The organism is Synechococcus sp. WC10meta (assembly GCF_047461475.1).
Genome location: NZ_JANSHF010000019.1, coordinates 1 through 21,169, shown reverse-complemented (window position 1 = coordinate 21,169; position 21,169 = coordinate 1). Strand labels below are relative to the sequence as shown.

Sequence of the window (21,169 nt, the reverse complement as noted above, 5' to 3'; positions counted from 1 at the left end):
CATTGACACGAACCCTTGCTTCCCAGGGCGGGGCTCTGGGTGAGAGGAACAGACATGGGGAAAATCCACGCGGTGCGGGGTACCCGCGACATCCTGCCTCAGGAGGTAAGGCTGTGGCAGCAGGTGGAGGCCAGTGCCCGCGAGATCTTGGGGCGGGCTAACTACCAGGAGATCCGCACCCCCATTTTGGAGCTGACGGAGCTTTTTGCTCGCAGCATCGGCAGTGCCACCGACGTGGTGGGCAAGGAGATGTTCTCCTTTAGCACCCGCGGTGAGCAGGAGGTGAGCTTGCGTCCTGAGAACACTGCTGGTGTGGTGCGGGCCTACATCCAACACGGGCTGCAGATGGCGGGCGATGTGCAGCGCCTCTGGTACTGTGGGCCGATGTTTCGCTACGAGCGTCCCCAAGCGGGGCGACAACGCCAGTTCCATCAGTTGGGGGTGGAGCTCCTGGGCAGCCGCGATCCCCGCGCCGATGCCGAGGTTATCGCTCTGGCCTGGGATCTGCTGCGGGCGGTGGGGGCGGAAAATCTCACTCTGCGGCTCAACTCCCTTGGGGATCCGCAGGACCGGCTGGCCTATCGCCAAGCCCTGGTGGACTACCTCACCCCCTTGAAGGAAGAGCTGGATCCGGACTCCCAGGAGCGTCTTGGCCGCAACCCCCTGCGCATCCTCGACAGCAAGGATCCCCACACCCGCGCCATTGTTGAGAAAGCGCCCAAGCTGCCCGATTACCTTAGCGCTGACTCACGCGCCTTCTTCGAGCAAGTGCAAGCTCATCTCAAAGCCCTAGACATTCCCTATGAGCTGGATCCCTACCTAGTGCGCGGCTTGGACTACTACACCCACACTGCTTTCGAGATCGTCTCGCCGAAATTGGGATCCCAGAGCACCGTCTGCGGGGGCGGCCGCTACGACGGCCTAGTGGAAGAGCTGGGCGGACCGCCGACCCCGGCCGTAGGCTGGGCCATCGGCATGGAGCGGCTGGTGTTGCTGCTGCAAAAGAAGCAGCTAGAGGGGGTGGCCAGGCCGCTGGACGTCTACGTGATCTCCCGCGGAGCCAAGGCAGAGGCCCAATCCCTTCAGGTTGCCCAGGCCCTGCGCCAAGCTGGTTTTTGCACCGAGCTGGATCTCAGCGGCAGCCCCTTTAGCAAGCAGTTCAAGCGGGCTAGCCGCAGCGGCGCCACTTGGGCTGTGGTCCTGGGAGATGCGGAAGCGGTGGCCGGCGAGGTGCAGCTGAAGCACTTGCCCACAGGACAGCAGCAAACCCTCCTGCAAGCTGAGCTGGTGAAGTATTTGCTCTCCCAGAGGTGACCGCGGAATGCTGAGTTTTTGGGTACGGCGCAACGGACAAGAAGAATGGCAGCCAGTACCAGCCGAAGGAGCCATTCTGGAGGAAGACACGTACACCGTCCTGGCCCATTGTCCCCAGCCCTACTTCACCATTACTGTGGAAGTTCGCCACCGCCCTTTGGCAGCAGAGGATGAGCAGGCCCCGGCGGAGGCGAAGACCTCGAAAAGAGATCTCTTGCTCCTGCAAACCCGTTCGGTGCGCACCAACGAGGAGGGGATCGCCATTGTCTTGCCGGCCACTCGTCTTGCCCCTGGTTCCTGGGAACTGCACTGCCGCGATGCCGACTTGATAGCTGAGCTGTTTGGCGAGAAGGAGCTGAAGAATTGTCTGCGTTTCCAGGTCGTGCCTGCCCCGGCTCAGTCAGAACCAGCAGCCGCCTTGGTGGCCCAGCCAACAGAGCCCGAATCCGCTCCTCAGCCCAAAGAGCCTGCCCCCCCACCCGAGCTGTTTTCCCTCATGCACAGCGAACTGGAGGGATCCCCTGAGGAAGTACTGGTGTTGACGGGGCGAATTGGCTGCAGCGGCGAACTGCAGGTACGGCTTTGGCAGGAGGGGAGCCCGGATCCCCTTTTCCAAGGGCGACGGCAGATTCAACTCCCAGGACAAGCGCGAACGGCAGTGTTTAGCATTCCCCTCACCCTACCCAGCCAGCCCTGGGCTCGCCCTCTGCAGGGAGAAGTGTGCCTTGCTCCCTCCTCCGGGCAGCATCCGGAGCTGCTGAGAGTCCCCTTCTCTGTTCGTTGCCGCGGCCAGGGGGAAGGGCCACCCTCTTTGCCGCAGGAAGCAGAGCCACCCACCCCTGAGGCTAGCCCTGCCTCGACTACAACCTTGCTCTCCCCCGAGCGCACCCTGCAGAAGTTGTTGCGCATCTGGCAGCGCAGCGCCTCTGGGGGAAAAGAAGCTCCCGACCCGCTTCCGCCACAAGAGCTCCCAGCCTCCCCTACCTCCCCAGCAGAGGCTGCAGCCAAAGCCAACGCCCAACCTGGGGTGGGGACCCTTCCAACTGAGCCGCCTGGCAAAGAGGCGGTCCTGCCAGCCCAAACCGAGATCCAGCCCACCCCACCCTTAGCTGTGACTGACCAAAACCCGGAAACCCTGCCTTTGCCCCCAGGCGTGTGCCCAGCGCCCCAACTGCTGGTGCCCGAGCACCTGCGGGCAGGTGACAATTTTGACGTAGTGCTGCGTTTGCCCGCCTCGCTCAATTCTGCCAGTAGCTCGAGCGAGCAGCCTCCCTTGTGGATTAAGTTTTGGGTCAAGCATGGCCGCACCCGCTCTTTGGTGGATGGCCCTCGTTGGTTGCTGGACTTCTCCCGCAACGAGCAGGGGCAGTGGCAAGCTCTCACCCGCATGACCATCCCTCCCGGCGTCCCTGAGCTAATCTTCGAGGCTTGGGCCGTCAGCCCAGATCGCCAGCAGCAGAGCGACCGCGTGACGGAGCACCGCTCCATCTTGCCCTAGGTCAGTCTTGGACAGAGCGCACCATCAGCACTGGGCAGCCGATATGCACCCGCACGTAGTCGGAGACAGATCGTCCCAAGAGCCGATCCAAGTCGGGGATGCTGCGGGCAATGCTGGGCCGGCGATCTGGGGATCCCATCACCAGCAGGTCGGCCTTGCTTTCTTCCGCCAATCGGACAATCTCGGTGCCCGGATCCCCGACCGCCGTGAACACCCGATGGCTGATTTGGCGGCTTTTGAGAGTGGCAATGGCTTTATCCAGAACCTCGTCCCGCGCTTGGGCATCGGCATCCAGTTGCACAGAGGCTAGGAAAATCTGGGCTCCCGGGATGCCGGCCACTAGATCCAGGGCCGTGGCAAAGGCGGCCTGGGCGGCGGGGGAGTTGTTGAGGGCCACCATGACGTGGCTGGGGTATTTGACGTAGGCGTCGTCCTTGACCAGCAGCATGGGGCAGGAGGCAAGCTGGAACACGTATTGGCTGACCGAGTTCTGCAAAATGGCCATGATGCGGTTGCGCCCCCGCGATCCCATGACAATCAGGGGATTGGGTAGAGATTCCGCCACCTGCAGCACCACCACCTTGGGATCCCCTTCCACCAGTTGAGTGCTGATCTTCAGCCCAGGCCGCGGGGGAAAGGTCTGCAGCGTCTGGGCCAATAGCTCCTGCCCCCTTTGCCAGGCCGCTCGCATCTCCTCCGCAGAGGTCTGGGAAGGCACCGCATGCAGCAGCGTCACATGGCACTGGGCAAAGGCCGGTAGAGACAGGAGGGTATGCACCATCTGCTCGGTGGGGCCAGTGCCGTCGATGGCGGCAATGATGTTTTCAAAGCGAGGCATGGGATCCGTTCTCCTGGCCAACAGCTGCCAAGACTCATCCTAGATCTGGCGCTGCGGATCCCTGTTACCGAGGCGGGTATCCTGCAATATTTTGTTGGGTTTTAGTAACTCAGCCACACATAGCCGGTGAAGCCGCCGCCGGCGTTGGTGTTGCGACCAGTCAAGAATTGAAACCCTCCTAGGCCCAGCGTTAACCCTCCCTCTAGCCGCCAGTTGAGCTGGCCGGAGAGCTTGAGGCTGTCGTAGTCGGGATCCTGCACTGCCACATCTCCAAAGAGCAAAGGGGCGCCGTTGCCAAGGGTGAAGTCACCGTCCAGAGCCACAATGGCCTGCACCTCAGGGCTGAGATCTGCTCCAAAGGTCAAGTTGGCTTTGAGGCGGTCGCCCGGATAGCCTAAGTAATCCCGCAAGGTAAGGCAGGAGTCGAAAAAGGCAGGCAGGGATCCCAGCTCGACATTGGCTGCCGCTCCTAAGCTGAAGTCGTAGCCAAAGACTCCGTACCCCAAGGGCAGGGGGGTATTTTCGGTGGCGTATCCAGGCGGGATGAGGGCCGTCAACTGAGCTGAGAAAAAGGGATCCCCCTCTCCCCAAGTATGGCGCAGGCCCAGCTCCAGATCCCGCAGGCCCTGGTTGCGCTGGGTTACAAGCTGGTCGCCGCTAGCAAAGCGATTTTCCAAAAAAACATAGCTGGTGTTGAGATTGAGGGTGAGTTGATCGCTAAGGCCAGTTTCAGTAAACAGGTTAAGGCGGGTCTCGCCGTACTCCGAAAGGGCCGGCTGCAGGCGTCCCTTCTGGTCAAAGCGGGTGCGGGGTTGGTAGACCTCGGGCTGCAGCGAGAAAAACGTCTTCCCTTCTCCGCGAGGAAAGCCACAGCCTGCCCAGGCTGGCAGCTCCAGACCCAAGACAAGGCTTAGGCCCAGCAGCCAGCTTCTTGCTATGGCAAAAGGCTTCATCTGGGGATCCCCAACAACAGCGCCGCCAAGGGGGATTGTATCTGCCAAAGGCCGTTTTGGGTCCTCGTCTCCACGGCTACACCCTCCTGGCAACAGCCGGCAAACCTACCCGGGCCCGGAATTGCCGCGCTGCTGTCAGCGCCCCATAGGGATCCCCCTTGTAGAGGCCATAGTGCATGAGAGACATGCGCCGCAGCCCCAGTTGCGACACCTCCTGCAGCCACTCCCGCCGGCTCATGATGGCAAAGTCCACCTGGACCGTGTCGGCCCGACCGCCGTTGGGGTGCCTGTCCTTAATCGATGGCTCGTAGTGGGCCAACATCAGGTTGGAGTGGATGGGGGAAAACAGGCGGCAACAGAGGCGGATCTGCTCAGGGTTGCCCGGATCCGGCCCGTTCAGCTCTGGGTTAAACTCCCCTGGCCGCCGCTGGCGCATGGACTGGAAGGCGATCCCGTCCATCTGGCTCATCGTCTCGGCAAAAGGCTCCACCATGCTGCGCCCCGACCCGCGCTGGGGATCGTCGAAGGTGGCAATCCACCCGCCCCAACAGAGGGCCACTTCGGCCTCTGGCAAACGCTCCTTGATGGCCTGGCGAGCTCTTAGGACGTTGCGCATGAGAGCCTGGTAGTAGGGGGCAGTGTCGGCGTTGTAGGTATCGGCAGGGATGCGCCAGTAGGAGAACTCGGTGGCCAAGCTCCAGTAGGTGGGGCGGCCTTGGGGGTTGGCTTGAGCGATATAGCCGGCCAATTCGGCTACATCCTGGACAAACTGCTTGGAGATGTGGTAGTCGCCGCAGGGGCGGTGGGTGTCGTCTTCCCAGGTGATGATGTGGAGGGTATAGCCCCGCTCAAACCACTGCCGCAAAAGCCCGGCCTGGTGCCAGTTGCGCCAAAAGGAGAGATCCCCCTGGCGGTGATCAAAGCTGTTGAGCCAGCCGCTCAGGAAATGGGGATCCCACCCCTGCGCCACTGCCGCCACCTGAGGATCCGACTCAATCTCCCAGAGAAAGCGACCGGGATCTGCCCCGATGCCCACTTCCCAGCGGGCCAGCAGCTTTGACAAGTTCAGGTTCCCAAGGGCAACGTTTTCGGAGCCTTGACCACAGCCGGCAACTCCATAGGCAGCTAGCAGCGCTCCGCCCATCTGCAGCACCTGTCGCCTCGGCCATCGTCGTCTCCAGCTCATTCCGTCTCCTCCTCAAGCTTTACCTGGCGGGCCCACAGCCGCACCTGTGGGGAGCTGTAGACCTCCCTGAAGCCCGGCAGCCCCTCAAAATTGAGCTCAGGCCAAAATTGCAGGATGCGATCGGCGCTCCGCAAGGGATCCGCTGGCCCCGCCACCAGCAAGTAGTCCACCCGCTCCTGGGGGTGCTGCAAAGCCAGGGCAAACTCGTACTGGTGAGGGGTGAGAAACAGGCGCGGGTCTCTTGCCCAAAAGATAGCCTCAAAGTGGATGTCGTCGTCCACCAGCACCTTCTCGCCGGGCAATAGGTGACGGCGGAGGTATTGCCCCACCTGGCGCTTTTCCTGGCGCTGTCTTCGCCATGTTTCTAGAGCTTGCCCGCTAGGAGTTACTTCGTACAGGTCTTGGGCAGCTTCCAACTGGGGGCTTATGGGTGCTACCTCTGCCACCAGTCGCTCCCAGAGATCCCGCTCCTCAGCCACCAGGGGCATGAGGAAACCCGGCTCTTGGCTTAGCCCATAGCCGGCAGTCAAGCAGTTCAGCCCCAAGAGAGCAGTGATCAACAAGCACTTAGCCCAACGGGGACCAGCTCCACGAGCGAGGTAGGCGCTCATCCCAAGAGGCAAGAGTGCCCAGAAAACAGCAAAACGGCATAGCTCTGGCAGAAACAGCCCTTGCCCCAGAGAAGCTAAGAGGATCACCAGCGGCATCCCCCAGATCAAGATCCAGACGCAGCGGCCCGAACCGTGACCCAACAGGGATCCCATCCCCAACAGCAAATAGGCAGGAGCCAGCAGCGCCAGCCACTTTCCCGCTTCAAGCAGCCCCCGCCAGCCACCTACCTGCTGTAAGTCTTCCCGCAATTGCGGCAGCCGCAGGCCACTGCCCACCTGAAAGGTAAAGGCCCAGGGATCCCCCACCGACAGCCAGTTGACGTACAGCCAGCTCAGGATCAAGGCCAGACTGACAAAGCCTGCCACCAAAAGCGAAGCCCAGCGAAAGCCCCAGGATTCGCGGCGAAAAGCTAATAGCAGTGCTATCGCCAGCCAGGGCAGCAGCCAGCTACTTTCCCAGCGCAGCACCATCAGAGGCCCCAAGGTCAGGCCAATGAGCAGCAGCCGCAGCGTAACGGGCAGCTCATCCTTCTCCACTGCTTGTTTCTCATCGGCCAGGGGAAACAACAAGGCCATGTTCACCCCCAGCAAAAGCGAGGTAGCTGTCCAGGTGGGGCTACGCAGCAGCATTAGGATCAAAGCCGGCTGCAGCAGCAGCAACAAGCCCCACAGCCAGCGCCACCCCAGGCCGGCGGGCAGACGGCGCAACTGTTGCCCCATCCAGCCCAACAACAGGGCTCCCAAAATGGCCTGCAGCAACAGCGGGGATTGTCCCAGAATGGCCGTAGCCAGCACCAGGGAGGGGGGGAAAGTGGTGCCGACAATGGGCAGGCGCGGATCCGGCCCCAGGGCGGCTACGGATCCCTTGTAGCCAAGAAACTGCATCTCCAGGCTCACCCAGCCCCAGCCTTCCTTGAGCCCCCACAAAAGGCCAGCTAGGAGCAGCAACGGGATCCCGATGGGCGCAAAGAGCCTCCAGAAGGCTTTAAGCTGAGTTGCAAACATAGATGCTTCGTAAACAAATTCAACTACTAAACTTAACAATTGAGCTGGGAGACTCGGATCCTCTAGAGAATCCCAAAAGCGACTGGATACCAACAAGCTTCAGAAAAACCATTGGGTGATGGGTGGGTGTTTTTGGGGATCCCTGCAGAGCCGTATTTTCGAGGCGTTTCTTCTACGCATTTTGGCGTATTGGGTTCAGCAAAATGGTCGATGAAAAGTTGGCGGGCTGCAGGTGAAGATAGGAAGGTCTTTGAACGGGAACAAGGTGTGACCTCAATGCTACAGTCTGCGCGGGACAGGGAGAACGCGGCAATTCCAACGCTGGAGCTTTTGCCCTGCCAGGCAGAAGTCCGACCCTGGGGAGCCTTCTGGGTCTTGGATGAAGGGCCGATGTATAAGATCAAGCGCATCGAGGTCAAGCCTGGCCATCGCCTCAGCCTGCAGATGCACTACCACCGCAGTGAGCACTGGATTGTGGTGCGGGGTACGGCGCGGGTCACGCGGGGCGAAGAGGTGATGCTACTCAACTCCAACGAGTCCACCTACATCCCCCCCTGTACCAAGCACCGCCTGGAAAACCCTGGCACTACCCCTTTGGTCGTCATCGAGGTGCAGAACGGGGAATATTTGGGAGAGGACGATATTGTACGCTTCGAGGACGACTACGCTCGCACATAGGGTAGGCCCAAGACAAGAAAGCTCTCTTGTGACCGGCTAATAACTTCTGAAGCCTGGACGGCTGCTCCCACCTTAGCGCTAGACTTTGCCTGTGCATGTCTAGGGATCCAAACAAAAAGGTGAGCCAGAGGAGAAGACGATGGGCGCTGCTCGTTGCCAGTTTGCTGTGCTGCGTGCCGGTAGAGGCAGGACAAGCAGAGCCTCTTTCGTTCCAAAGGCTAGGCTACGAGCGCTCGGTGCTGCTGCAGGGATCCAACCCGCGCCTCGATGTTACCGTCCCTGCCCCTATCAATGGCGTTGATCCTGAAGCTAGCTTTGTGCAGTTGCGGCTGGAGCCCTCGCCAGTGCTGAAGCCTACTTCCACCGTGCGGGTGCTCATTAACGACGAACTGGCTGGGATCTTTCTGGTGGGAGATTTGCGACAGGAGCCAGTGGTGCGGGTGCCGATCCCAGCTCTGCCCCCTGGGGAGCGCTTTATTACTGTCTCCGTCCAGCCTTTTTTGAGCATCAGCGATGACATCTGCGCCGATCTCAACACCGGCAATCTGTTGCTGACGGTGGGGCGGGACAGTTTCTTTGAGCTGGTGCCCCGCGTTCCGGATACCACGGTGGCTGGCTTTCTGCGCCTGGTATACCCCCAGCTCACTTTGGTGGTGCCAGCCAACCTCACTCCTGAAGCCGCAGAAGCGGCCCTTTGGCTCTATAGCTTGCTTTCCCACCTCTTTCCCCAGACCCCTATTCTCTGGAGCAGCCGCCCGGTTACAGGAGCTCAAGTTACCCTAGAGCCGGCCAATTTCACCCCCCACTTGCAGCATCAAATTACCCCAGAGGGATCCCGCCTGCGAGTGGCCGCCCGCCGGGAAGCTATTCTTGCTCTCTATGAAGAATGGAAGCGGGTGGGGCTGGTCAGCCGCGGCATCCAGGTGACAAGGGTGGCGGATCTGGAGAGAGCGCTCAGGGCCAACCGCCTCAGCTTCCGTGAGCTGGGGATTGTGGATCCCCTGCTGCGGGGGTTTGGCAGCCAGTCTTTGGTCTTCAACTTCAACCTGTCCCAATTGGGGGGGCGGCCGCGGGATCTGGCGGCGCAACTGGATGTGATCATGAACCCGGTGGATGGCCGAGTGGGAGATCGCCTGACGGGCTACGTGTTCTTGAACGGCGTTCTGCTGCGCACCTACAACCTGACAGGCCGCACCCAGCTCAACGAGACTGTTACTCTGCCCACCCACCTGCTGCGCCGCTTTAATCAACTGGAGCTCCGCTTTGACTACGGGGCCAGCCCAGGCAATTGTCGAGGATCCCTGACACCGCTAACAGTCCAGGTGCGCTCGGATAGCTCTGGCCTTCTCTGGAGTGGCTACCAAGCTCCCACTGGGGAGCTGCAAGAGATTCCAGCAGTGCTGCGGGGATCGGGCCAAGTGTGGCTGGGGGATCCGCAGTTGCTGCCGGCTGCTGCCTATTTGGTTGGGGCCCTGAGCCGGCTGGCCGCCCGACCGCTTTTGCCCGCCGTGAAGTTTCTGCCCAAAGAGGGAGGCAAACTGGAGAGCGGGAACTTCGCTTGGCAAATCCTGGTAGCCGCCCCGGAGCAGGTGGAGCTGAATAGCCCCATTCGGCTGGGATCCCAGTTTGAGATCCTCAATCCCTTAAACCAGCAGGTGGCCCTGGCTGCTCAACCACAAGAAAACCTTGGCCTGCTGCAGTACTTTTTGGTTCAGGGCAAGCCCACCCTGTGGCTGTCTTGGTGGGGATCCGATCCAGCTTTGGCAGAACGCCTCAGCCGTGGCCTTGCCGATCCGCGCAGTCGCCTAGCCAACCAACTGCAGGGAAATGTGCTCACTGCCTACGCTGCCACCCCCCAGCTCACCCAGGTACAGAGTTGGGATCTCACACCCCAAGGCTATCGGGTGCGCTACCCAGGCCGCTTCAGTTGGCAGCTCCTGTTGTGGCAGTACCGCTATTGGCTGGTGCTGGTGCTGGCTCTCCTGCTGGCAGTAGGGGCCTGGAATATCTACCAACGCTTGGCCCGCCGCCCCGAATCCCCAATCCCCTCGTAGGGGGCTAGTCACGGACTTGCGCTTAAGCCAGACTGAAGCCGAACCCCAACCTAGAGGCCATGCTGCAGTCGATCAAGTCCTGGCTGGTGCAGACAGGCTACCTCACCCGGCAGCAACTGGCAGCAGCCGAGGACTACCGGGAAGCAGTGGGCTGCTCCTTGCCCAGGGCTCTTTGGAGCTTGCGGGCCATGCACCCCTCCAAGTTTGCTCATCTCTGTCGCCAGATTCTGGATCGGCCCAACCTGAGGGACTGGCTGCTCAAGCACCCCTTAGATCTAGAACTGCCTTGGCTAGTTGAGCCAGGGGATCTGCTACCAGTGCGCTTTTTGCCCTGTGGCTGGCTCAACCCGCAAACCGTTGTCGTGGCCACTGAAGAGCCGGGCTACCCCGGCGTTTGGCAGGCCGTGAAACGGCTGTGCCCAGGAGTGAAAAAAATCTGGGAGATCCCAGCCACAGAAAAGCAGATCCTGACAGTTATCCTCGAACGCAAGCTTGCTGCCGAACTGCTGGGCAGTCGTCTCACTCTGGAGCAGTGGCAGCAGGCTTTGGACATCCGCCGCCGCACTGGATCCAACCTGGGGCAAGTGCTGACCCGTCTGAGCTATCTCTCGACTCCCGAGTATCTCAGCATCCTGGCCCATCTGCTGGGCTATCCTTCCGTCTCGGAGCTGATGGGGACAGGGCTGCTTTACCGCGACGAGAGCTTGAGCCGCCAGTTCGAGCCCGAGCTGATGATGCGCCACCTCTTCTACCCCTTGAACTGGACGGATGAGAACACCCTCACCGTGATGGTCAATGACCCCCTGGACTGGGCGGTGGATGAGCTGCTCTACAGTTGGCGGCCAGGGTTGCGAATTGAAAAGGTGCTGGGCAGCGAGCGGGATATCACGCAACTGCTCAGCCAAGACCAGGGATCCCGCTTCAGCCAAGAGGCGGTGTACAAGCTCATGGCCCGCCTGCCAGAAGAATCGGCCTCGCGGGTGTTTACTCCTTCTCAGATTGCAGTGGGCTACGGCCTGCTGGTGCTGCTGCTGTGGGGGTTGGCCAGTGCTCCTTGGACAACCCTGACGATTTTGGTGTTGTTGGTCAATCTCTTCTATGTAGCCTCGATCTTCTTTAAGTTCGTGCTCAGCCTGGTGGGATCCGCCGATCGCTTCCACCAGATCTCCGATGAAGAAGTGGCCGCCCTCGATGACCGCACCTTGCCCATCTACACTATCCTGGTGCCGGTCTACAAAGAGCCAGAAGTCATCCCGATTCTCATCAACTCCCTCTCCAAGCTGGACTACCCCCATGAGCGCTTGGATGTGATCATCTTACTGGAGGAAAACGACCAGGCCACCATCGAAGCCGCTCGGGCCGCCAAGCCCCCCCGCTATGTGCGCCTACTCATCGTGCCGGATAGCAAGCCCAAGACCAAACCCAAAGCCTGCAACTATGGGCTGGCCTTTGCTCGCGGCGAATACCTCACCATCTACGACGCTGAAGATATTCCTGACCCAGATCAACTCAAAAAAGCAGTCATTGCCTTCCGAAAAGGGGATCCCAGCTTGGTCTGCGTCCAGGCTGCTCTCAATTACTTCAACCGCAACGAGAACTTCCTCACCCGCATGTTTACGCTGGAGTATTCCTACTGGTTTGACTACCTCCTGCCAGGCTTGGAAACTCTGAAAATGCCCATCCCCCTGGGAGGCACGAGCAACCATTTCCGCACCGACCGCCTGCGGGAGCTGCAGGGATGGGATCCGTTCAACGTCACTGAAGACGCCGACTTGGGCATCCGCGCCAGCCAGCACGGCTACACGGTAGGGGTGATCAACTCCACCACCTACGAAGAGGCCAACTGTGCCGTTAAAAACTGGATCCGGCAGCGCTCCCGCTGGATCAAGGGCTACATGCAGACTTGGCTAGTCCACAACCGCCACCCCCTGCGCTCGTTGCGCAAACTGGGCCTTAAAAACTGGCTGGCCTACCAGTTTTTCATAGGGGGCAGCTTCTTGACCTTCCTCACCAGCCCCATTATGTGGCTGCTCTTTTTCTATTGGCTGCTCACCCGTGCTCATTGGCTGCAAAACATTTTCCCCAGTTGGCTGATCTACCTAGGCTTGTTCAACCTCCTGGTAGGAAATGCCATCGGGATCTACTTGAACTTGGTGGCTGTCTTCCGACGCGGCTACTACGATCTGGCCTTCTATGCCCTGCTCAACCCCATCTATTGGCAGCTCCACTCCATCGCAGCCTATATGGCCCTGTGGCAGCTTTTTACCAAGCCCTTCTACTGGGAGAAGACCGTCCATGGCATAAGCAAGTTTACCCACGCCAAAGTGCAAGAAGCCACCCAAAAAGCAGGCTAGGCTGCTGACTTGGCTTTCCAAGCCGTGGGGGCGAAGTTAAGGACAGCCGGCGCCCCTTTAGAAGCTGTAGTCCGAATCTACAATCACAGCGCAACCACGCGGGTGGAGACAGCTAGCCATAATCACCTTAACGGCAAAGTTTCCCTCGTAGGGTGCTTGCACGATGGGGAAATCGTCCAGGAGTTCGTCTGTAGCCACCACTTGACCACTGGCATCGTAAAGCACCAGATCCACATCGAAGCAATCCCGATCACACTGCGCCCAGATGTTTTCACCTTGGTAGAAGTAGCCTGTAACTACTGTCGATTGTCCATGAAAAAGCCATAAACTACGGCTCTGAGCCCAGGCGGCAGCACCCCCGACAACCGCGGCTGCCCCTATCAGGCTTGCCATCAACCAGCCCCGCACCGAAGCCATAGGAATGCCCTCCTTACTGAAGAACGGAGAAAGAATGGATTTGGCTACAGGGATCCCCCTCAACACCCACACTCTAGCAGCCAACTCTGTTTCTCCCGAATGATCCAGATCACGTTAAGGATCCCATGTTGAAAATCGCAAAAAAGAGTTACAAAAAAGGGATCCCGACCAGAGCGGGAATCCCTTGATTTCGATCAGAGTAGGGTGGATAAAATCTGCCTAAAGCCCTCTATTTTTCCAGGCCGGAGCTGTCTAGCTCCTCACTGGGGCAGAATCAGTTCTCCGCGGCGTCCCAGGGGATCGGTCAGAACACTGCCGGTGGGGCCTTTGATTTGAATGGTGCAGCGGCTGCCGGACACTTCGATGACGTTGTAGTTAGGCACTGCCAGCTCCAAGAAGCGCAGGTTGCCCGTTGTTACGCCAGGGGTCCCGCTCACCTCTGGATTGGCAGGGTTCACAGGGGCCAGAAAGCCATTCACAATCCGGTAGTAGAGGCGGCTGGCGTTGGGGATCCCTAGGCGATTCCCTTCTTCATCGATGCTTAAAGCGGTAACACTCCGTCCGGTGGGGCCAGTCCATACTTCCCAAATGGGGTTGCTGCTGCCGGGGTTGACCTGGCCGATGAAACCGGCGTGGTTGTTGCCGGTTAGGAACACCACGTTGCGGATGTTGTTCTGCTCGATAAAGTCGATCACCTCCTGCCGCTCCAGCCAATAGCCCTCCCACATGTCGTTGGAGCGGAAATAGGTCACTGTGATGGGAAACTCGCTGACGATGAACTTGTAGGTGGCAGTGGAGTTGCGCAGGCCGTTGAACAGCCACTGCTTCTGCGGCTCTCCCAAGAGGGTGCGCGGCGTGCGGCGCAGCAGGTTAAACAGGGCTTGCTCGGATCCCGGCGGGCCAAAGAAAAGGGTCTCCTGCTCGGGCGTGAGGCGGATGCCGGCCAGCTCCAAAAAGCGCTGACGAGTCAGGCCAGGGGGCAAGATGGGCAAGATCGGGGTCACAGCGGCCAAGTCGCGGTACTGGCGCAGGTCGAGGATGAAGACTTCGGCGTTGGCGCCGTAGCGGAAGCTGCGAAACAGCCGATCCCGGCTATCCACCCCCGGCACATCCGTCAAATTCGGGTTCATGGGGCTGTATTCAAAAAAGGCTTGGTAGCCTAACACTCTAAGATCTTCCACATCGCGGGTTTGCCCGGTGGCGTCGTTGAGCTGGACGGCGCGACCGCCGCGGGCCTTCTGGCCGCTGTAGTTGTCGATCACCTCGTGGTCGTCCCAGTTGTAAACAAAAGCCGTGCGGCTGAACAACTGGGCAAACTCCGGCCCGGCATATTTGGGATCCCGCTGATCCCGATAGAGGCTGCGGTAAAACTCAAGCGTTGGTATCGGATCCAGACCCAGCCAGAAGCGATCCGCGTAAACGGTGTCGCCGTTGAAGGCGATGAAATCGATGTCGCCGCGGTTGACCTCTGCCAGCAGGGCCGCCCCGATGGGAAAAGGAGGCTCGTTGGCGCAGCTAATGTGCAAGAAACGAATGGGCCGCCCATCGCCTGGAGCTGGCAGGGTGCGGAACTGGCCCACGGGGCTGGTAAACCCCTCGCTAACAAAACGGTAGAAATAGCGCTGCGCCGGTCTTAGGCCGGTGACGACGGCACGAGCAATGTAGTCGCCCGGTTCGGTGCGGTAGTTGCGACCCGCTACACGGCGAGCGGTGAGGGGAACTTGTTGCAGGATGGGATTGAACTCGGAATTCTCGGCCACCTGCAGCGTCACCGCCACCGTATCCACGCTGCTAGCCGGCACCACCCGCGTCGAGAGCACTGCCCCTTCGGGGGTGGGATCCCCGGCAAACACCCCCTGGGGAAATCCCGGCTCCCCCAGCGGCGGGATAGAAGAACTGGAGGTGCCCCCACAGGCGGCCAGGGCAGCTGCCCCACCCCCAAACATCAACAACTGCAGGAAAAAACGACGGGAGCTCAGGGAACTCATACGGCTAACCTCAGCGACGCCGGCAAATGTAAAGGGATCCGCAACAATGGCTAGTTGCCTTTAGTCAAGCACTTTTGCCCCCGAACGGAGGTTGTGGATTGGTGAAAGCTGGGTTAGCCTCTGTTTAAGAACGCCGAGCTCCGTGCCCTAGCTTTTTGCAATCCTGCTTGCCTCTCCCTTAGCCAACCTGGCTGCGCAACTGCCGCAGCAGCCGCTCAAACTCCTCTGGCAAGGGAGCGGTAAACTGCAGTGGCTGGCCAGTGCGTGGGTGAACAAAGGAGAGCTTCCAGGCGTGGAGAGCTTGGCCGCTTAGCTTGACGGGGCTGGTTTTGCTCCGGGTGTAGAGGGGATCCCCAACAATGGGCAGGTGCAGGTGGGCGGCATGCACCCGAATCTGATGGGTGCGACCGGTCTCCAGCTCAAACTGCATTAGGGTGTAGTTGCCCAGGCGCTCCAGCACCTGCCAGTGGGTTACCGCTGCTCGTCCTTGGCCGGGGGGCAGGACGGCCATCTTCTGCCGATCCACCGGGTGCCTCCCAATGGGGGCAGAGATAGTGCCTTGGCTCTGGGCAGGACGCCCGAACACCACTCCCAGGTAGATGCGCCGGGCAGTTTTGGCTTGAATTTGGGCCTGCAGGTGCTGGTGAGCCTGATCGTGCTTGGCAATCACCAAGGCGCCGGTGGTGTCTTTGTCCAGGCGATGGACAATCCCCGGACGCAGTTCGCCGTTGATCCCCGAAAGGTGAGGACAATGGGCCAGCAGCGCATGCACCAGGGTGCCGCTGGCGTGTCCGGGAGCAGGATGCACCACCAGGCCGCGCGGCTTGTTGATGACAAGGAGATCCTCGTCTTCGTAGAGGATGTCCAAGGGGATCGGTTCCGGCTGCAACGAGGTTGGGGTGGCTGGCGGGATCCGCACCTCGATCTGATCCCCCGCTTGCAGGGGGCGATCCTTATCCAGGCAGGGCTGACCATTGAGCCAAACCTGGCCCTGGCGGATGAGCTGCTGCAGGCGCGAGCGAGATAGATCGGGCAGTTGTTCTGCCAACCCGCGATCCAGCCGCAAGCCCTGCTGTTTCTCCGTCACCGTCACCCGGCGAATTTCTGCCACTGGATCTCTGGGGTCTTCCATTTGCCCTGTTTCCGCAAACTGCTGCTTTGAAAACATTGTGGCAGAGCGGTTACTTTTGCATTAGGTAAAAAAGGTCGAAGATTTGTGTCAGCTTTCTCAGCAGGATCTTGGCAGGATTGGCTTTGTGTCATCTCCTTCTCAGGTTTCTCTAGGGGGCTGTGCCGGGATTTTAACCAGAGAAAAACCCTCAGTACAGTGGGGGTATAGCTCCTTAAAGCCGGGCCAGATTCTGGCTGGGGAAAGTTTCTTGCTACACGCAAGTGTTGCAGCACTTATTGCACAGTTGGTCCGCTGGGTACAAGGAGGCAAGGCATGTTGGATGGAGCAGCGCTGGGGTCCCAGCTTCAGCAACCCCCTCAACGCCAGCTTGGCTCAGAGCCGCCCTTGGTTTTGTCTCTCACAGAGGTGGGCCTACGGGATATTGCTCAGGTAGGCGGGAAAAACGCCTCCTTGGGAGAAATGCTGCAGCAGCTAGCCCCTAAAGGGATCCGCGTGCCCCTGGGGTTTGCCACCACCGCCCATGCCTACCGCCAGTTCATTGCCGCTGGCGGCCTCGAGGAGAAGCTGCGGGAGATCTTCAAGGATCTGGACATCGAGGATGTGCGGGACCTGCGCGAGCGGGGCAAAGCTGCCCGCACCTTGATCCTGCAGACACCTTTCCCACTGGAGTTAGAGCAGGCCATTGCCGAAGCCTACCAGAAGCTGTGCGAGCGCTACGGCCCTGACACCGATGTGGCGGTGCGCTCCAGCGCCACGGCGGAAGACCTGCCCGACGCCAGCTTTGCCGGCCAGCAGGAGACCTACCTCAACGTGCACGGAGTAAAGGCGGTGCTGAATGCCTGCCACCGCTGCTTTGCCAGCCTGTTTACCGACCGGGCCATCTCCTACCGCCAGATCAAGGGCTTTGACCACTTTCAGGTGGCCCTCTCGGTGGGGGTACAGAAGATGGTGCGCTCGGACTTGGCCTGTTCGGGGGTGATGTTCTCCATCGACCCAGAAACCGGCTTCAAAGACGCGGTACTGATCACCGCGGCCTATGGCCTGGGGGAAAACGTGGTGCAAGGGATCGTCAACCCCGACGAATACGTGGTCTTTAAGCCTACCCTGAAGCAGGGGCTGCGGCCCATCCTCTCGCGCAAGCTGGGCAGCAAAGCCCTGAAGCTGGTCTACGACGAGGAGGGATCCCGCCTCACCAAAAACGTACCCGTCCCCGAAAGCCTACGCCGGCAATATGCCCTCAAGGACGACGAGATCCTGGAGTTGGCTCGCTGGGCCTGCCTTATCGAAGAGCACTACTCGGCACTGCGGGGCCGCTTCACCCCCATGGACATCGAGTGGGCCAAAGATGGGATCACGGGCGAGCTGTTCATTGTCCAGGCCCGCCCCGAGACGGTGCAGTCCCAAAAGGCGGCCAACCGCCTCAAGACCTATCGCTTGACGCAGCCACAGGCGCGCCCAGAACCCCTGGTTCGGGGACGAGCAGTGGGGGAGGCCATTGGCCAGGGCACAGCTCGGGTCATTTTGGATGTGCGCCGCTCGGATCAGTTCCAAGCGGGCGAGGTGCTGGTGACGGAGAAAACAGATCCCGACTGGGAGCCAATCATGAAAAAGGCCAGCGCCATCGTCACCAACCAAGGGGGGCGCACCTGCCATGCGGCCATCATTGCCCGCGAGCTGGGGATCCCGGCCATTGTTGGCTGCGGCAGCGCCACGCAAGTACTCCGCTCCGGCGAGCCTATCACCGTCTCCTGCGCCGAAGGGGAGGAAGGGCGCGTCTATCCTGGCTTGCTGTCCTATGAAGTTACAGAGATCCCCCTCGAGGAGCTGCCCCGCCCCCGCACCCAACTGATGATGAACGTGGGCAACCCGGAAAAAGCCTTTGGCCTCAGCGAGATCCCTTGCGATGGCGTAGGTCTGGCGCGGCTGGAGTTCATCATCGCCAACCACATCCAGGTGCACCCTCTAGCGTTGGTTCACTACGAGGAGGCGGTCAAGGAGGAGCCGCGCCTGGCAGAGCTCACCGCCCAGTATTCTGACAAGCCGGAGTACTTTGTGGACAAGCTGGCCCAGGGAGTGGCCACCATCGCCGCTGCCTTCTACCCCAAGCCGGTGATCGTGCGGCTATCGGACTTCAAGAGCAACGAATACGCCCACCTGCTGGGCGGATCCCGCTACGAGCCTCACGAGGAAAACCCCATGATTGGCTGGCGGGGGGCCTCCCGCTACACCGATCCCCGCTATCGCGACGGCTTTGCCCTTGAGTGCCGGGCCATGAAACGGGTGCGGGACGAGATGGGCCTGACCAACGTCATCTTGATGATTCCCTTCTGCCGCACCCCCGAAGAAGGGCACAAGGTGCTGGAGGAGATGGCCCGCCACGGCCTGGTGCGAGGGGAAAACGGCCTGCAGGTGTACGTCATGTGCGAGCTCCCCAGCAACGTCATCCTGGCCGACGAGTTCTGCCAGATCTTCGACGGCTTTTCCATCGGCTCCAACGACCTCACCCAGCTCACCCTGGGGTTGGATCGCGACTCCGCCCTGGTGGCTCATCTTTTTGACGAGCGCCACGAGGCGGTCAAGCGGATGATCGCCCGGGTAATCCAGACCGTGAAAAGCCACGGGCGCAAGATTGGCATCTGTGGCCAGGCCCCCAGCGACTACCCTGACTTTGCCCGCTTCCTAGTGCAGCAAGGGATCGACTCCATTAGCCTCAACCCGGATTCCCTGCTGAAAACTCTGTTGGTGGTGGCTGAGGCGGAAGGCGATGGTACCCAATAGGCTCAGGGGGCTGCGCTGGGATCGCGTTGGCTGGGTTACAATCTTCTCTGCTGTGTTGCCATCCCCGCCATGATCCACGAACTCTCCATGCCGGCCCTCAGCTCCACCATGGAAACGGGCAAGATCGTTGCCTGGCTGAAAAACCCCGGCGACCGGGTGGAGAAAGGGGAAAACATCCTGGTGGTGGAGTCGGACAAGGCGGACATGGATGTGGAGTCCTTCCACAGCGGCATTCTGGCCAGCATCCTGGTACCGGCAGGGGAATCGGCGCCGGTGGGCACGCCCATTGCCCTCATTGCCGAAACCGAAGCAGAGGTGGCCGAGGCTCAAGAGAGAGCTAAGGCCCTCTCTAAGGGTGCTGCGCCACTAGCTACGCCTAGTGCAGCCTCTGTCCCCCCAGTGCAACGGCCAGCCTCTGCCCCTGCAGCGATCTCCACCTCCGCACCCCCAACTGGCTCCGACGGGGCCGGATCCCAGCGGATCCTGGCTTCCCCACGGGCAAAGAAACTGGCAGAGAGCTTGGGGGTTGACCTGCGCACTGTGCGCGGCTCTGGCCCAGGGGGCCGCATCGTAGCGGAAGATGTGGAGCGGGCCGCAGCTCAGGCTGCCTCTGCCCCGGCGGCAGCTTTTTCCTCGGCTGCTCCTCCCCCTGTCTCTCTGCCCTTGGGAGAAGTGGTTCCCTTGAGCACCCTGCAGGCGGCGGTGGTGCGCAACATGAACGCCAGCCTGGGTGTGCCAGTGTTCCACGTCGGCTACACCATCACCACTGACAGCTTGGATCAGCTTTACCAACGGGTGAAGCCCAAGGGGGTAACGCTGACCGCCCTTTTGGTCAAAGCTGTGGCCCTCACTCTAGAAAAGCACCCCCTCCTCAATGCCAGCTACACAGAAAACGGGATCCACTACAAAGCGGACATCAACATTGCCGTGGCGGTGGCCATGGAGGATGGGGGCCTAATTACCCCTGTGCTCAAGCAAGCCAACCGCGTTGACCTGTACGAACTCTCACGGCGTTGGAAGGAGCTGGTGGAGCGAGCGCGGCGCAAGCAACTGCAGCCAGAAGAGTACAACAGTGGCACCTTCACCCTCTCCAACCTGGGCATGTTTGGGGTGGATCGCTTCGACGCCATCCTGCCCCCCAACCAAGGGGCTATCTTGGCCATTGGCGCTGCTCGCCCCACCGTGGTGGCTACGCCGGAAAAAGCCATTGCCATTCGCTCCCAAATGCAGGTTAACCTCACCTGCGACCACCGCGTCATTTACGGCGCCCACGCCGCGGCCTTCTTGCAAGATCTAGCCCAGTTGTTGGAGCAAAAGGTGGAATCCCTGACGCTGTAGAACTCAATAAGGGGCAGGCTGGGATCTACCTCAAGAGCCCAGGCGTGGATGCCGACGCTAATGTTGTGGGTGCAGAGGACGAGAGCTGAGCAATCTCGGTCAAGCTCTGCCAGAATCCGCTCGCGCTACTCTCGGTACTAAAGCCAAGGGCACTGAGGTTGGCTAGCTCTGGCTCTACCGGTTCTCGCACATCGATGAGTTGCAGCGGGGCAGCCCCAGGATCTCTTAAGCGGGCAGCCAGCTGTTGCGCGCGACCGGGCGAATGAAAGAGAACATGGCTGACCTGTAACTTATCTGGATCCGTTCCTAGGATATACCGGCTCAGCATCTGCTCTGGACTGCTTGCAAGTGGTCGTGGTTGGCCGACAACGCTAGAACTTCAAATTTCCCTACTGATTGCAGACCCTCTGCCAAGATCCCCTTTAGGAGGCTCTGCTTGAGAAGATTGATCCCAGGGGTCTATCGGGGCTCTGGGTGTCTTCAGTTCTGATAGGCTTGACTAGTGGGAACTTGCCAAGGATCTTCCACCGATGGAAGGACTTCGTCCTACAAACGGCCAAGTATCCCAATCTATCTGGCCAGTTCGTTCCCTTTTGCTGACTCTGTTGGCAGGGATCGCTTTCGGCTGTGGAGGAGGCACAGGCAACTCTCCCCCTCTGCCGTCGCCAGGTAGTGGATCTGTCGTCCTGCAAGTGGATCCGGCCAGGGGCCCCTTTACCAAAGTGGCTGATGCCGTTGCAGAAGCGCAGCGGCTGCAGAATGCCACAGCAGGACTAGAGGTGCTGATCCAGATTTTGGGGGCGGGCAAGGAGAGACTGGAGAAGAACCTCGCCCTGGATGGAGGTGACGGCACCAATGGCGGGCGGATTCGGATTACCAGCTCTGCTGCCTACGAGATCCTAGCGGGGTTGTTCGATGTGGTTGTAGCCAGCCAAACTAGCCTGCAAGGGGTAGAGGTCGTGTTGGAAGGTGGAAAGATTCAGGTCAACGGTGGCACCTTTCAGCCGAGCAAGGTCACCCTCAAC

General features: G+C 60.3%; 14 protein-coding genes and 1 pseudogene. 8 read left to right on the top strand and 7 right to left on the bottom strand.

What is annotated here, in order from left to right; translation table 11 throughout:
- Positions 1-54 precede the first annotated feature (54 nt).
- Together hisS and NW804_RS09060 are read left to right on the top strand one after the other, a co-directional pair.
- The gene (gene hisS / locus NW804_RS09065) at positions 55-1,314 is read left to right on the top strand and encodes a histidine--tRNA ligase (protein WP_414410460.1); all 1,260 of its coding nucleotides are present in this window, start codon (positions 55-57) and stop codon (positions 1,312-1,314) included.
- 7 nt (positions 1,315-1,321) lie between these two features.
- Positions 1,322-2,812, top strand: a complete 1,491-nt coding sequence (locus NW804_RS09060) for a hypothetical protein (RefSeq protein WP_414423372.1) — start codon at positions 1,322-1,324, stop codon at positions 2,810-2,812.
- 1 nt (position 2,813) lies between these two features.
- Here NW804_RS09060 and NW804_RS09055 read toward each other — a convergent pair whose 3' ends face one another.
- From NW804_RS09055 to NW804_RS09040, 4 genes are all read right to left on the bottom strand, one after another.
- Complete coding sequence (locus NW804_RS09055) at positions 2,814-3,650, bottom strand: universal stress protein (protein ID WP_414393609.1); 837 nt, start codon at positions 3,648-3,650, stop codon at positions 2,814-2,816.
- A gap of 101 nt (positions 3,651-3,751) precedes the next feature.
- Positions 3,752-4,651, bottom strand: a complete 900-nt coding sequence (locus NW804_RS09050; RefSeq protein ID WP_414423371.1) for a hypothetical protein — start codon at positions 4,649-4,651, stop codon at positions 3,752-3,754.
- A 28-nt stretch (positions 4,652-4,679) separates the two neighbouring features.
- The gene (locus NW804_RS09045; RefSeq protein WP_414423370.1) at positions 4,680-5,789 is read right to left on the bottom strand and encodes a hypothetical protein; all 1,110 of its coding nucleotides are present in this window, start codon (positions 5,787-5,789) and stop codon (positions 4,680-4,682) included.
- On the bottom strand, positions 5,786-7,405 hold the full coding sequence (locus NW804_RS09040; protein ID WP_414423369.1) for a hypothetical protein: 1,620 nt from the start codon (positions 7,403-7,405) through the stop codon (positions 5,786-5,788). The genes NW804_RS09045 and NW804_RS09040 overlap by 4 nt, the downstream gene beginning before the upstream one ends.
- A 276-nt stretch (positions 7,406-7,681) precedes the next feature.
- Here NW804_RS09040 and NW804_RS09035 point away from each other — a divergent pair, with 276 nt between their 5' ends.
- From NW804_RS09035 to NW804_RS09025, 3 genes are all read left to right on the top strand, one after another.
- Positions 7,682-8,083: a cupin domain-containing protein gene (locus tag NW804_RS09035; RefSeq protein ID WP_414421139.1), complete on the top strand. Its 402-nt coding sequence runs from the start codon at positions 7,682-7,684 to the stop codon at positions 8,081-8,083.
- A gap of 95 nt (positions 8,084-8,178) precedes the next feature.
- Entirely contained in the window at positions 8,179-10,137 is a 1,959-nt protein-coding gene (locus NW804_RS09030; protein ID WP_414423368.1) for a cellulose biosynthesis cyclic di-GMP-binding regulatory protein BcsB, read from the top strand.
- Positions 10,138-10,196: 59 nt separating this feature from the next.
- Entirely contained in the window at positions 10,197-12,491 is a 2,295-nt protein-coding gene (locus NW804_RS09025) for a glycosyltransferase (RefSeq protein WP_414423367.1), read from the top strand.
- 57 nt (positions 12,492-12,548) lie between these two features.
- On the opposite strand, the gene NW804_RS09020 is transcribed toward NW804_RS09025, so the two are convergent.
- The 3 genes from NW804_RS09020 to NW804_RS09010 all read right to left on the bottom strand — a co-directional run bounded on the left by NW804_RS09020 (position 12,549) and on the right by NW804_RS09010 (position 16,028).
- Positions 12,549-12,992, bottom strand: coding sequence for a hypothetical protein (locus NW804_RS09020; RefSeq protein WP_414423366.1), 444 nt, complete (start codon positions 12,990-12,992; stop codon positions 12,549-12,551).
- 176 nt (positions 12,993-13,168) lie between these two features.
- Positions 13,169-14,896, bottom strand: a complete 1,728-nt coding sequence (locus tag NW804_RS09015) for an alkaline phosphatase D family protein (RefSeq protein ID WP_414423365.1) — start codon at positions 14,894-14,896, stop codon at positions 13,169-13,171.
- A 178-nt stretch (positions 14,897-15,074) separates the two neighbouring features.
- Positions 15,075-16,028, bottom strand: coding sequence for an RluA family pseudouridine synthase (locus NW804_RS09010; RefSeq protein ID WP_414423364.1), 954 nt, complete (start codon positions 16,026-16,028; stop codon positions 15,075-15,077).
- A 312-nt stretch (positions 16,029-16,340) separates the two neighbouring features.
- On the opposite strand from NW804_RS09010, the gene ppsA reads away from it, so the two are divergent.
- The 3 genes and pseudogenes from ppsA to NW804_RS08995 form a co-directional block, all read left to right on the top strand.
- A complete protein-coding gene (gene ppsA, locus NW804_RS09005) occupies positions 16,341-18,806 on the top strand; it encodes a phosphoenolpyruvate synthase (protein ID WP_414423363.1) in 2,466 nt (821 codons plus the stop codon).
- 69 nt (positions 18,807-18,875) lie between these two features.
- A complete protein-coding gene (locus NW804_RS09000) occupies positions 18,876-20,144 on the top strand; it encodes a dihydrolipoamide acetyltransferase family protein (RefSeq protein WP_414421146.1) in 1,269 nt (422 codons plus the stop codon).
- Positions 20,145-20,674: 530 nt separating this feature from the next.
- Positions 20,675-21,169 (top strand): annotated as a pseudogene (locus NW804_RS08995) (right-handed parallel beta-helix repeat-containing protein); the annotation flags it as partial.